We start from the raw sequence: 13251 nt of genomic DNA on the forward strand, positions 1-13251 counted from the left end.
ATCCTATGCATGACAATCAAAAACACCTTGTCATCATTGGCGGTGGCATCACGGGTTTGGCCGCCGCCTTCTATTTGGAAAAGGAAATTGAAGAAAAAGGCCTTCCTATCCAAATATCTCTTATTGAAGCGAGTCCTAGGCTAGGTGGAAAAATTCAAACATTATATAAAGACGGTTATATCATTGAACGTGGACCCGATTCATTTTTAGAAAGAAAGGTCAGTGGACCCCAGCTGGCAAAAGATGTTGGCCTATCTGATCAGCTCGTCAATAATGAAACAGGGCAAGCGTATGTATTAGTCAATGAAACCCTTCATCCGATGCCAAAGGGGGCTGTCATGGGCATTCCAACTCAAATCAGTCCTTTCATTACAACTGGGCTTTTTTCAGTTGCCGGAAAAGCACGTGCAGCGATGGATTTCGTTTTGCCAAAAAGCAAACAGACGGAAGATCAGTCTCTGGGGGAATTTTTTAGAAGACGTGTGGGTGATGAAGTGGTGGAGAATTTAATTGAACCGCTACTATCAGGCATTTATGCTGGTGACATTGATCGCCTGAGCTTAATGTCTACCTTCCCGCAGTTCTATCAAACAGAACAGAAGCATCGCAGTTTGATTCTTGGGATGAAAAAATCACAGCAGCATGCAAAAGCGCAACAAGTGACAGCGAAAAAGCAAGGACAGTTCCAGACAATCAATCAAGGGCTGCAAGCACTTGTTGAAGCGGTCGAAAGTAAACTCAAGCTGACGAAGATTTACAAAGGGACAAAAGTGACCCAGATTGAAAAAGCAGAGGGAGGCTATGGCGTTCAATTAGACAGCGGTCAAACGCTTTTTGCAGATTCTGCCATTGTGACAACTCCTCACCAATCGATCTATTCCATGTTTCCAAAAGAAGCAGGGCTTGAGTACTTGCATGACATGACATCGACTTCTGTTGCAACAGTTGCACTCGGATTTAAAGAAGAGGATGTTCACAATGAATATGATGGTACTGGTTTTGTCATCTCAAGAAATAGTGATTTCTCCATTACAGCATGTACGTGGACAAATAAGAAATGGCCTCACACTGCACCTAAAGGAAAAACATTGCTACGTGCATACGTTGGGAAAGCTGGCGATGAATCAATTGTCGAACAGTCTGATCATCAAATCGTGAGCATCGTGCTGGAGGATTTGAAGAAAATCATGGATATTAAAGCAGATCCAGAGCTGACGACAGTGACTCGCTGGAAAACAAGCATGCCGCAATATCATGTGGGTCATCAAAAACAGATTTCGACGATGCGAGAAACGTTTAAGCAATCATATCCTGGTATTTATATCACGGGTGCTGCATTTGAAGGTGTTGGGATTCCTGATTGTATTGATCAAGGAAAAGCTGCCATCTCAGAAGCTGTATCTTATCTATTTTCATAAAAAAACAAACTCCCTTTTCTGTCATGGAAAGGGAGTTTTTCATGTTCGTATGTTTAGAAAAGAGTGGTGAATAATAAAATTGAACAAAGTTGTTGCATCTGAGGAAAAGGATGTGGTATATTACTTTCTGTACTTAATGACCGAAACGTTCAAATAGTCATTTTGGGAGTGAGATCATGAGTGTTGATAGGAGACAAATGATTTTAGATGGAGCAACAAAGGCATTTACCCAGTTCGGGTATAAAGCCACGACAATGGACCTTGTAGCAAAGCTTGCCAACGTCGGAAAAGGAACGATTTATACTTTTTTCAAAAACAAAGAAGAGCTGTTCGATGAAATTTTCACATCACTGTTAATGGAGATGAGGAAAATTGCAGATGAAGCAATAGATGAGAAGAATAGTTTCTCAGAAAACCTTCATTTAGCACTCTTTGCAATATTAGAATTTCGAAAAAACCACCAGCTTACAATTAAAATCTTTCAGGAAAATGCGGAGCTTGGCACATCAGCAGTGAAAGAAATGATTGAAAAAATGGAGCAGATGATCATTCGCTATATTAAAACAAAAGTAAAAGAAGCGATTGAAAAAGGCGACATTAAGCCCTGTGATCCTGAATTGACGGCATTTGTGATGGTGAAACTATATATTGCACTTATTTTTGACTGGGAAAAGCGATATGAGCCTTTAACAAAAGAAGAGGTCGCTGAATCGCTCGAGCTTTATGTACTAAAAGGACTGTCTGCAACAACATAATTTTTTTGAGTTCAAATGACCGAATTCTTAATTTAGTCATTCATCAATGGGAGGAAAACAGCAATGAATTTAATTCGGAATCAATGGAAAGACATTGTGACGAGCAAAAAACTACTGATCCCGATTTTAGCTGTCTTATTTATTCCACTGATTTATAGTGGTGTATTTTTAAAAGCTTACTGGGATCCATATGGTACAGTTGATCAATTACCTGTAGCGGTTGTCAACTTGGATGAAGGCAGTCATTATGACGGCAAAACCCTTCAAGTGGGCGATGATTTAGTGAAGGAATTGAAGAAAAACGATAGTTTTAAATGGCATTTTGTTGATAGTGAAGAAAAGGCCATCAAAGGGTTAAATAACGAAGACTATTATCTCGTCGTCGAGATTCCGAAAGATTTCTCGAAAAATGCGAGTACAGTACTAGACAAACATCCGAAAAAATCGAATCTGAAATATTATACGAATCCAGGCGCAAACTATGCTGCGTCTCAAATTGCGAATAACGCCATTATCAAATTAAAAGATTCGGTTTCAAAGGAAGTCACAGAAAATTATGCAGAGGTCATCTTTGATAACTTCAAAACGATTGCAAAAGGATTAGATCAAGCAAGCGATGGAGCGAAGAAAATTGATGACGGAACAAAAAGCGCAAAAGACGGTAGCCAAAAGTTAAAAGACAATCTGGCGAAATTGGCAGAAGGAACGTTAACGTATAGCGAAGGTGTTCATCAGTTTGCAGGAAAAATGGGTGAACTGAACACTGGAATTCAATCTCTTGATAGCGGTCTTGGTCAGCTCTTAACAGGCTATCAAACGATTGATCAGAAATTTGGTGAGCTTGGCACAGGAATTGATACATTGACCGAAGGGTTAAACACAAGCCGTGAAGGACATGAGCAGCTTTCTTCTAAAATGCCGCAATTCACAGCAGGCATTGAGCAGCTGAACAATAAAGCACAGTCATTTTCAGAAAAAATCGCTGCTGTGGAGAAAGTATTGTCTTCACCTGAATTAGCGAACCTTGAAAAGATGGCGCCTAAGATTGATCAGGTGAAAGAAGATGCAAAAACGTTCAGTACCAAACTTGCTTCTTTAAAAGAAGCATTATCTAATCGAGATGCAAAAGTAAAAAGTATTATTCAAAACAGCTCGATGACAGATGAAGAGAAAAAGGCGACAATGGATCAGCTAGACAGTCTTCCTAAAATTGAACTGCCTGATTTGTCTGGTCTTGAGCAAAGCTTAGCGGCGCTGCAGGAACTGCCTGACGCAAGTGAAGTTCAGTCTGCGGTTGCATCTGCAAAAGCACAGCTACAGCAAGTCAAGCAGCTGCCAGAGAAAACAGAACAGCTGTATACATCGACAGTCGCCATACAAAATGCGATTGATCAAATGACATCCGGTACGAATAAATTGTATCAAGGTGCACTGAAGCTTCAAACGGGCCAAGGGAAATTACAAGATGGCCTGCAAACAGCAAATGGAAAGCTTGATACAGCGAAAAGTGGTGCGGATAAACTGGCAAATGGTTCAAGCCAGCTTAGTGCAGCATTGAATAAACTAGAAAGTGGATCAGCGAGTATCCAAAGCAACTCATCTAAACTGGCTGAAGGGTCAAAATCCCTTGATAAAGGATTAGGTGACTTAAAAAGTGGAACTGGAAAGCTTTCTGATAAGCTAAAAAGCGCTGCAGATGAAACAGGAGACATTGATGCGGGGCAGGACAACTACAATATGATTGCAAGCCCAGTCAAAACAGAGAATGATACAGCGAAAAAAATTGATAACTATGGAACAGGGCTCACACCATATATTTTATCAATGGGACTCTTTGTTGGAGCTCTTATGCTGACTGTTGTATTCCCAATGAAAGATCCTGCAGGACGCCCTAGAAATGCGTTTGAATGGTTTGTCAGCAAATATAGTGTGCTTCTCTTAGTCGGTATCTTGCAGGCAGTGATTGCAAGCTCCATGCTGATCTTTGGACTTGGACTTGAAGTGGAAAGCCTCTGGCGCTTCTATCTCTTTGCGATCATCGTCAGTCTGACATTCCTAGCGATCATTCAGCTTCTTGCGACGACGATGGGGAACCCAGGACGCTTTATTGCCGTCATTATCTTGGTTCTTCAGCTTGCAGCAAGTGCGGGTACATTCCCGCTTGAGCTTGTACCAAAATTCTTCCAAGTTATTCACAGTCTGCTTCCAATGACGTATACCATCAACGGATTTAGAACGATCATTGCAAGCGGTGATAACAGTTATTTATGGCACCAAGCAGCGATTCTTGGAACAGTAGCCATCATCATGATGGCTGCAACAACAGCATACTTTGCTTGGAACATAAGAAAAATGAAACAAGAAGAAGCATAATCAAAAAAACCTTTCTCTTTCATGAGAAAGGTTTTTCTATTAGAAATTAGACATCAGGAACCCGAAGCGATATATTTTAAGAAGGATGCTGAAAAAAGGCATGCTTGGAAAGAATTTCTTTTAGATGAAGGAGGATATGCCGAATGACAACGGAAGTAAATGAAACGATTCAGCTTATTCAAAAGCTTGTGTCGATCCCAAGTCCATCAGGAAATACAGAGAAAGTGATTGGCTTTGTCGAACGTTTTTTACAAGATTTAAATATTGAAACGAAGCGAAATCGAAAAGGCGGATTAATTGCCACCCTAAAAGGAACAGATGACAAAGAACACCGCATGCTGACAGCACATGTCGATACGCTCGGTGCGATGGTCAAAGAAATTAAATCAAATGGCCGGCTGCGTCTTGCACTCATTGGAGGCTTTCAATATAACTCGATAGAAGGCGAGTATTGTGAAATTGAAACAGTAACAGGCCGTACATACACAGGTACCATTCTGATGCATCAAACGTCCGTTCACGTATATGAGGATGCTGGAAAAGCGAAGCGAAATCAAGAAAATATGGAGATTCGCTTAGATGAGAAAGTGAAAAATGCAGACGATGTGCAAGCACTCGGCATTCAAGTAGGAGACTTTATCTCATTTGATCCTAGAGTGGAAGTGACATCTTCAGGTTTTATTAAATCAAGACACCTTGATGATAAGGCAAGTGTGGCGTTGTTGCTGAGATTGATTCACCGCATTCAAACAGAGAACATCACATTGCCGCATACGACACATTTCTTAATTTCAAATAATGAAGAAATCGGATACGGTGGGAACTCGAATATCCCGGAAGAAACGGTGGAATATTTGGCTGTTGATATGGGAGCCATCGGTGACGGTCAATCAACTGATGAATACAGTGTGTCAATATGTGTGAAGGATTCTAGCGGCCCTTATCACTATGGTCTGCGCAAACATTTAGCCGCATTAGCTGAGGCAAATAAGATCGATTACCGCCTTGATATATACCCTTATTATGGTTCAGATGCGTCGGCAGCGATTCGAGCAGGGCATGATATCATTCATGGACTGATTGGACCTGGCATTGACTCTTCGCATGCCTTTGAAAGAACCCATGAAGACTCATTGATTCATACAGCCAATCTACTGTACCACTATGTTCAAAGCAAATTAATCACAGTATAAAAAAAGAACCCCGATCGCGGGGTTCTTTTTGATTAGCTTGAAAGTTGTGTTGGCTCAGGTACATCTTGTCCAGTCATCACGCGGTGTCCTTTTTCAGGGTCATATTGCCCTTCCCATTTAGACATCACGACAGCAGCAAGTGCATTACCAGTTAAGTTGACAACGGTTCTTGCCATATCCATGATACGATCAACACCTGCAATAAAGGCTAGACCTTCAGCAGGAACACCGATCGTTCCAAGTGTTGCAAGTAATACAACAAAGGATGTACCAGGAACGGCAGCCATTCCTTTTGATGTCACCATCAATACAAGGATCAGTGTGAGCTGCTGTACGATCGTGAGGTCAATGCCATATACCTGCGCTAAGAAAAGCGCCGCAATGGCTTGATACAAGACGGAGCCGTCCAGATTAAACGTATAACCAATTGGGATAACAAAAGAAACAATTCCTTTTGGACACCCGATGCGCTCCATTTTATCCATGACTCTCGGTAAAACTGTTTCAGAGCTGGATGTACTAAAGGCGAGAAGCATTTCGTCTTTCATGTAAGCAAGAAATCTGAAAATATTGACGCCAATCATCTTTCCAATAATTCCGAATACAACGATAAGGAAGAGAGCGAGCGCAAAATAAACAAGACCTACGAGCTTACCTAATGAAACGAGAGATTCAAGACCAAATTTTGATACTGTCACACCAATGAGCGCGAACACACCAAATGGTGCAGCTTTCATCACAACATTGACGACATGGAACATCGCATGTGACACACCTTCAAAGAAGGCGAGCACTGGTTTGCCGCGTTCACCAATCGCTGAAACGCCAAGTGCGAATAATACAGTGAAGAAAATAATCGCAAGCAAATCACCTTCCGCCAATGATTGGAAGAAGTTCGTCGGAACGATATGAAGGAACGTATCAGCAACTGATTTACTGCTTTGTTCTTTTTCCGTTTCAACATACTGGCTAATATCCTGTTTTTCTGTATGTCCAAAGTCAACGCCTGCACCTGGTTGAACAAAGTTCGCAAGCACAAGACCAAGGATGATCGCAAACGTTGTGATAATTTCAAAATAAAGAATGGTTCTAAAACCAAGCTTCCCTACTTTTTTACCATCACCCGCACCTGCAACACCTAAAATTAAGCTAGATACGACAATCGGAATGACAATCATCTTAATGAGTCGTAAGAAGAAGTCTCCAATTGGTTTTAAATATGTCTCAACACCAGGGTTACCGAAAAAGATCGCACCAACCACGACACCGAGAATAAGACCGATTAGGATTTGAGTTGCTAATCCAAATTTTAATTTTTTCATAGATTTCCTCCCTAACATATTCATTAAAGGAATATTCCCATTATATTAAGTTTTAATATATGAATTAAAGTATAACTAAAATTAAAGAGGTTCGTCCACGATTAAATTATATTAAGAAAATACAAAATTATTTGAAAAAATGGACACTTCGAACCCCCTTCGTTGTTTTAAGTCAATAAAAAGTGCCTTCCGAACTAAAAGTCATCATATGAAAATACTAAAAAACCCTTCTGTACCAGGGGTTTTACCTTTTTACCTATTTTTCAGAAAAAATAAAAAGCACTTTTGACTCCAACTGACGAAGGAGGAAAAAAGTGCTTTTTTGTTCTATTTATTTCCTTATTTAAGATAACTTACTTGTGAGCATTCCTCACATTCATTACCGTAACACTCGTGCTGTTCCATTAAATCATTTCCACATTTTGTGCATTTTTTTGAAGGCAAATTTCTAAAAAACTCAGTGATTTTTCCTAGCATTTGTCATCCTCCAATACGTTTTATTGTTATCATTGTATTATAACAGATTGATAATTGTCAATCTGTTTTGTAACAATAGGCAAGAAGAATGCTTTTTTTATGAAAAATGGGTATATTGTAAGAAGGGGATTTTTTGAAAAGGAGGAAATATGACGATGAAATTAACCGTGATTGGCTGCTACGGAGGATTTCCAGCAGCTGGTGAAGCCACATCAGGTTATCTTTTTGAATCAGATGGTTTTCGTCTGCTTGTCGACTGCGGGAGCGGAGTTCTGTCAAAGCTTCAGCAATACATTGATATAGAAGAACTAGATGCTGTACTCCTTTCTCATTATCATCACGATCATGTTGCAGATATCGGACCTCTCCAATATGCGAAGCTAGTGGGTTATCATTTAGGAAAAAGCAGTGGTCCGCTGACGATCTACGGACATACCGGGGATCAAGCAGCATTTCAGCGGCTCTCTGATGATGTACATACAAAGACAAAACCTTATCACCCGGAAGAGGGCATTCAAATTGGACCATTTCAAATTGATTTTTTGAAAACGGTTCATCCGGCAGAATGCTATGCGATGAGAATTCAAGCAAATGAGGCTGTGGTGGTGTATACAGCTGATTCCAGCTATCAAGATGCATTTATCCCTTTTAGCAAGGATGCAGACTTACTTATTGCCGAAAGCAACTTTTACGCCGGACAAGACGGATCGGGTGCAGGACATATGAACAGCACTGAAGTAGGGAAGCTGGCAAGTGAAGCAAATGTTGGAGAGCTCATCATCACCCATCTGCCTCATTTCGGCCGGCATAAAGACCTAGTCAATGAAGCACAGGCGTTATATACTGGCAATATACAGCTTGCCCAATCAGGGCTTAGATGGAACAAGGAAGGAAGATAGAGATGCTGTTTATCGATAACGAGCAACATTATGACCCAATGATTAATTTAGCAATTGAAGAGTATTGCTTAAAATATTTAGATCCAGAAGAAACGTATTTGCTGTTTTACATCAACCAGCCATCCATTATTATTGGAAAGAACCAAAATACAATAGAAGAAATCAATACAAAATATGTGGAAGACAATGGCATCAAAGTCGTTCGCAGGTTATCTGGCGGTGGTGCAGTTTACCATGACAAAGGAAACTTGAACTTCAGTTTTATTACAAAAGACGATGGGGACAGCTTTCATAACTTTAAAAAATTCACCGAGCCAGTCATCAAAGCGCTTGAAAAGCTTGGCGTCAAAGCGGAATTAAGCGGCAGAAATGACATCATGGCAGATGGGCGTAAAATTTCGGGGAATGCTCAATTTGCTACACGAGGACGTATCTTCAGTCATGGCACCCTATTATTTGATTCAGAAATCGAACATGTTGTCTCGGCATTAAATGTGAAGAAAGAAAAGATCGAATCAAAAGGTATCAAATCCATTAGAAGCAGGGTTGCGAATATTAGTGAACTGATGGATCAAAAGATGACAACAGAAGAATTTAGAAAAATTCTTTTAAGCTATATTTTTGACACGAACGGAGACGTGCCTGAGTATCAGCTGACAGAAAAGGATTGGGAGAAGATTCATGAGATTTCTCGTGATCGATACCAAAAATGGGAATGGAACTACGGCCGTTCACCTAAGTTTAACTTGCAGCACTCTAAGCGTTTTCCAGCTGGATCGATTGATCTTCGATTAGAAGTGAAAAAAGGCATCATTCAAGACTGCAAAATTTTTGGTGACTTCTTCGGTGTAGGGGATATTGCTGATATTGAGAAACGACTCATTGGGCAGCAATATGATCGCAAAACCATTAGTGATGTATTAGAAGACATGGATATGCGCCATTATTTTGGTAACGTATCAAAAGAAGATTTTCTGGATTTGATTTATTAAGCAAGGACAAGCACGGCTAGAGATAGCGGTGCTTTTTCTAATGAAAGAGATGAAAGCGGTTTACATTTGATCTTGTGAATTTTTTCGATTGTCTATTATAATAGAAAGGAGGAATGTTTGGTCATAAAATGAATGGCTATTCATTCATTGATGAAGTATAAGGGGTGGGAGAATGGATTTGATCAAAAATCTTGAGCAGACTGCGATGACCAAGGGAGAGAACGTCGCACTGATCTTTGAAGGGAACAAGTGGACCTATCAAGAACTGATGACAAGTATCGAACGTTTTGCAGATGGTTTAGTGAGCGAAGGGTTTCAAGCGGGAGATCATATCGCGCTGATTTTAGGAAATTCACCGCATTTTGTGATTTCATTTTTTGGTGCATTAAAGGCAGGACTTGTTGTTGTACCTGTCAATCCAACATACACGCCAAGTGAAATCGGCTATATGCTGGTCACTGGTGATGTAAAAGGGATTGTTGCACCGGATCAGCTTCTGCCGATATACGAGCAGGTGTATGAACAGCTTCCAGCTATTGAACGAGTCATTATTTGTGCACAAAATGAATCTGCGTGCAGGTCAAGTTTAAAAGAAGTATCTGATCGTCTTGTTTTCTTCGGAAAGCTTGTGTCTGGAGATGCGCCGGAAACTGAGCACCCTTCCATACAACCTGACGATACGGCCGTTATTTTATTTACATCTGGCACAACAGGAAAACCAAAAGGGGCAATGCTCACTCATGTTAACCTATATTCAAATGCAAGAGACATTGCGGAGTACCTGTCAATTGATGAAAAGGACAAGGTGATTGCTGCATTGCCGATGTTCCATGTGTTTTGTTTGACCGTTTGTATGAATGCCCCCTTGATTCATGGAGCGACCATCTATGTCCTGCCGCATTTCAGCCCATCAGAGCTTTTACGAATGATGGAGAAAGAAAAACCAACGCTATTTGTTGGTGTTCCAACCATGTATAACTATTTATATCGTCAGGACGGTCATGAGGAAGCGATGAAGTCGGTGAGGATTTGTATATCAGGCGGTGCGTCCATGCCTGTTGCTTTACTTCACGGTTTTGAAGAAAAGTTCGGTGTCACGGTGCTAGAGGGTTATGGATTATCAGAGGCTTCCCCAGTGACGGCATTCAATCCCCTTGATGGAAAAAGAAAACCAGGTTCAGTCGGCACTGATATTATGAATGTGAAAAATAAGATCGTGAATGAACTTGGAGAGGAAGTTGGACCAAATGAAGTCGGAGAATTGATTGCAAAAGGGCCAAACATTATGAAAGGCTATTATCAAATGCCAGAAGACACAGAAGCAGCACTGAAAGATGGCTGGCTGTACACAGGAGATTTGGCGAGAAGAGATGAAGACGGATATATTTATATCGTCGATCGAAAAAAGGACATGATTCTCGTTGGCGGGTATAATGTCTATCCAAGAGAAGTAGAAGAAGTGCTTTATCAACATGAAGCTGTAGCAGAAGCCGTTGTCATCGGTGTGCCCGATCCAAACACAGGAGAGGCTGTTGTCTGTTACATTTCCCCTAAGAAACATGCTCACATCAATCAAGAAGACATCATCACACATTGTTCACGCTATTTGGCGAAATATAAGCAGCCCCAAACGATCCATTTCATTGATGATATTCCAAAAAACACGACTGGTAAAATTTTAAGAAGAGCGCTAAAGGATAAGTACCAAGCAGAAACAAGTAAATAAAAAAAGAGTCTCTTCTTATGAGGAGGCTCCTTAGCGTGTAGACAAACCCTCGCATTCTTTGTCAGTCCTGCGTGCTGGTTCACATTCGCTCCGCGCCTCCTAGACTGCAAAGGTTTTCTATCACGCTGAAAAGAAGACAAGGGGATAAAATCAAGTTCATTTTCTCCCTTTGTCAACAATCTAGGGAGTCTCTTATGAAGAGGCTCCTTTTTGAATCGCTTCTTGTACCTGTTTTCGAAAGGAATTTGACTGTTTTTGATTTAATTCATAATAGGTGCCGTCTACTAAAAAAACAACTTGAGAGCGGTTGGTCCATAGCTGAAAAGAAGTGCCATTTGTCCGTCCGAACATGACCTTGGCGATATAATCTGGCTTTTTTACATTCTTTTTGAGATGGCTGCTTGTTTGTTTCCCTTTGTTTAATTGTTCAATTAGATCCTCAGTTGTATCTTTATCATCTATTTCATAAGAAATGGACTGGTTCGTCGGTGAAAGCAATAATTTCTCTGCTCGATTTTCATCGAAGATGTCACTTGTCCGGCTGAACACATAAAAGAAGGTAATCAGTAAAAGCCCAAAGATCACAATTCCTGCAAGGATTTTCTTCATGATGAACCTCCAACTCACTTTTTTATGGTTAGTTTCTCCGATTTTTGAACAGCATAATCATTTTTTTCACTCAAGCTTTTTCAGATAGGGCATGCTATGATGGAGCCACATGAGACAGGTTCTAAACAAAAACGTGCGTGATTACAATAGAGAGAGAAATGGAAAGGAGGCTGACCAGTGCGAGTACGCAAATGGGTAGCTCTTGCAACGGTAGCATACATATTGTACGGTCTTTTTATTTATTCTTACTTATTTCTAATGGGGGATTCATCTGTCCCTGACAGTGTGAAAGGGACAAGTGCAGACCCGCATACATTTATGACAAGCCATGAGCTTGTGATTAGTGGAAGTTACTCGAACATTCGTAACCTGTTGTACTTTATGACAATTCCTTTAGATTGGTATGTCTTTTTCCTTTTGCTCATTTCAGGGTTTTCAAGGAAATTAGCAGATTGGAGCTTGGCAGCAACTCGTTTTCACCTTTTGAGCAAACTTGTGTATGTGTTTGTGCTGTCACTTTTGACGGTGCTGATCACATTGCCGGTCAAGTGGGTGAGCTACCAGTTGTCCTTGTACTACGGTGTTTCAGCACAAAGCACGGCAAGTTGGCTAAAAGACCAAACGCTTGATTTTTGGATTCAATATCCACTGCTTGTTCTATGCGCGATTGTGTTCTTTTGGCTCATTCAAAAGAAAAGGAAATATTGGTGGCTGTATGCTTGGTGTTTAACCGTTCCAGTTACACTGTTTCTCTTCTTTATACAGCCGGTCGTTATTGATCCACTCTACAATGATTTTTACCCATTGAAGGATCAAGCGCTTGAGAAAAAGATATTAACTCTTGCAGAGAAAGCACACATTCCAGCAGATCATGTATATGAAGTCAACATGTCAGAGAAAACAAACACGATGAATGCTTACGTCACAGGAATTGGTGAAAATAAGCGTATTGTTTTGTGGGATACGACACTTCAAAAGCTGAAAGACCGTGAAATCTTATTTATCATGGCGCATGAGATGGGACATTACGTGATGAAGCATGTGTATATCGGTTTAGCAGGATATTTAGTGCTGTCTCTGGTTGGATTTTTTGCCATTGACCGTCTTTATTTTTCCCTTTACCAAAAAGGCGCTTCTTCATTTCGTCTGAAGGCACCACATGACGTTGCTGCTCTTCCACATCTGTTGATCATTGTATCTATGCTGTCATTTGTTGCTTCTCCTTTTACAAATGCTGTGTCAAGGCATCAAGAACGTGCAGCTGATGAATACGCCGTGAACTTGACGAAAGATGGAGAGGCGGGGGTGACGTCATTTCAAAAGCTTGCAAAATCAGGGCTTTCCCAAGTCAATCCGCCACTTTTAGTGAAAATATTCCGCTATGGACACCCGACGATGATGGAGAGAATCATCGATATGGAAAAAGCCGCAAAAAAAGAGGAAACATCGAAAAAGCAATAAATAAAAAATCCGGCTCAGTTAGCCGG

General features: G+C 40.6%; 11 protein-coding genes. 8 read left to right on the plus strand and 3 right to left on the minus strand.

The genetic code is table 11. The features are described 5' to 3' along the window. Positions 1–5 precede the first annotated feature (5 nt). The 4 genes from hemY (at position 6) to NST24_RS05215 (ending at position 5739) form a co-directional block, all read left to right on the plus strand. The gene (gene hemY, locus NST24_RS05200) at positions 6–1418 is read left to right on the plus strand and encodes a protoporphyrinogen oxidase (protein WP_008348859.1); all 1413 of its coding nucleotides are present in this window, start codon (positions 6–8) and stop codon (positions 1416–1418) included. Positions 1419–1594: 176 nt separating this feature from the next. Beyond that, positions 1595–2173, plus strand: a complete 579-nt coding sequence (locus NST24_RS05205; protein WP_007497184.1) for a TetR/AcrR family transcriptional regulator — start codon at positions 1595–1597, stop codon at positions 2171–2173. A 63-nt stretch (positions 2174–2236) separates the two neighbouring features. Further along, the gene (locus NST24_RS05210; protein ID WP_342462415.1) at positions 2237–4546 is read left to right on the plus strand and encodes a YhgE/Pip domain-containing protein; all 2310 of its coding nucleotides are present in this window, start codon (positions 2237–2239) and stop codon (positions 4544–4546) included. A 143-nt stretch (positions 4547–4689) separates the two neighbouring features. Next, the gene (locus NST24_RS05215) at positions 4690–5739 is read left to right on the plus strand and encodes a M42 family metallopeptidase (protein WP_024720001.1); all 1050 of its coding nucleotides are present in this window, start codon (positions 4690–4692) and stop codon (positions 5737–5739) included. A 32-nt stretch (positions 5740–5771) separates the two neighbouring features. Here NST24_RS05215 and NST24_RS05220 read toward each other — a convergent pair whose 3' ends face one another. Both NST24_RS05220 and yhfH read right to left on the minus strand, forming a co-directional pair. Then, positions 5772–7061, minus strand: coding sequence for a cation:dicarboxylase symporter family transporter (locus NST24_RS05220; RefSeq protein ID WP_008348850.1), 1290 nt, complete (start codon positions 7059–7061; stop codon positions 5772–5774). A 339-nt stretch (positions 7062–7400) separates the two neighbouring features. Beyond that, positions 7401–7538, minus strand: coding sequence for a protein YhfH (gene yhfH, locus NST24_RS05225; RefSeq protein WP_008359029.1), 138 nt, complete (start codon positions 7536–7538; stop codon positions 7401–7403). A gap of 155 nt (positions 7539–7693) precedes the next feature. Between yhfH and NST24_RS05230 the strand changes: the two genes are divergently transcribed. From NST24_RS05230 to NST24_RS05240, 3 genes are all read left to right on the plus strand, one after another. Next, positions 7694–8437 carry an MBL fold metallo-hydrolase gene (locus tag NST24_RS05230; RefSeq protein WP_045034874.1) on the plus strand — a complete coding sequence of 248 codons (744 nt, stop codon included), beginning with the start codon at positions 7694–7696 and terminating at the stop codon, positions 8435–8437. A gap of 2 nt (positions 8438–8439) precedes the next feature. Further along, positions 8440–9429, plus strand: coding sequence for a lipoate--protein ligase (locus NST24_RS05235; RefSeq protein ID WP_008348846.1), 990 nt, complete (start codon positions 8440–8442; stop codon positions 9427–9429). A gap of 172 nt (positions 9430–9601) precedes the next feature. Beyond that, positions 9602–11155: a fatty acid--CoA ligase family protein gene (locus tag NST24_RS05240; protein ID WP_024720003.1), complete on the plus strand. Its 1554-nt coding sequence runs from the start codon at positions 9602–9604 to the stop codon at positions 11153–11155. A 192-nt stretch (positions 11156–11347) separates the two neighbouring features. Here the strand turns inward: NST24_RS05240 and NST24_RS05245 are convergent, their stop codons facing one another. Beyond that, the gene (locus NST24_RS05245) at positions 11348–11764 is read right to left on the minus strand and encodes a hypothetical protein (RefSeq protein WP_007497192.1); all 417 of its coding nucleotides are present in this window, start codon (positions 11762–11764) and stop codon (positions 11348–11350) included. A gap of 177 nt (positions 11765–11941) precedes the next feature. Between NST24_RS05245 and NST24_RS05250 the strand changes: the two genes are divergently transcribed. Next, complete coding sequence (locus NST24_RS05250) at positions 11942–13225, plus strand: M48 family metallopeptidase (RefSeq protein ID WP_342462416.1); 1284 nt, start codon at positions 11942–11944, stop codon at positions 13223–13225. The last annotated feature ends 26 nt before the right edge of the window (positions 13226–13251 follow it).

It is taken from the genome of Bacillus sp. FSL R5-0286 (assembly GCF_038593245.1).
Classification (GTDB): Bacteria; Bacillota; Bacilli; order Bacillales; family Bacillaceae; genus Bacillus; species Bacillus altitudinis.

Coding starts and splice junctions, on each gene's coding strand:
- hemY (WP_008348859.1), top strand. CDS start 6: ATGCATGACAATCAAAAACACCTTGTCATCATTGGCGGTGGCATCACG.
- NST24_RS05205 (WP_007497184.1), top strand. CDS start 1,595: ATGAGTGTTGATAGGAGACAAATGATTTTAGATGGAGCAACAAAGGCA.
- NST24_RS05210 (WP_342462415.1), top strand. CDS start 2,237: ATGAATTTAATTCGGAATCAATGGAAAGACATTGTGACGAGCAAAAAA.
- NST24_RS05215 (WP_024720001.1), top strand. CDS start 4,690: ATGACAACGGAAGTAAATGAAACGATTCAGCTTATTCAAAAGCTTGTG.
- NST24_RS05220 (WP_008348850.1), bottom strand. CDS start 7,061: ATGAAAAAATTAAAATTTGGATTAGCAACTCAAATCCTAATCGGTCTT.
- yhfH (WP_008359029.1), bottom strand. CDS start 7,538: ATGCTAGGAAAAATCACTGAGTTTTTTAGAAATTTGCCTTCAAAAAAA.
- NST24_RS05230 (WP_045034874.1), top strand. CDS start 7,694: ATGAAATTAACCGTGATTGGCTGCTACGGAGGATTTCCAGCAGCTGGT.
- NST24_RS05235 (WP_008348846.1), top strand. CDS start 8,440: ATGCTGTTTATCGATAACGAGCAACATTATGACCCAATGATTAATTTA.
- NST24_RS05240 (WP_024720003.1), top strand. CDS start 9,602: ATGGATTTGATCAAAAATCTTGAGCAGACTGCGATGACCAAGGGAGAG.
- NST24_RS05245 (WP_007497192.1), bottom strand. CDS start 11,764: ATGAAGAAAATCCTTGCAGGAATTGTGATCTTTGGGCTTTTACTGATT.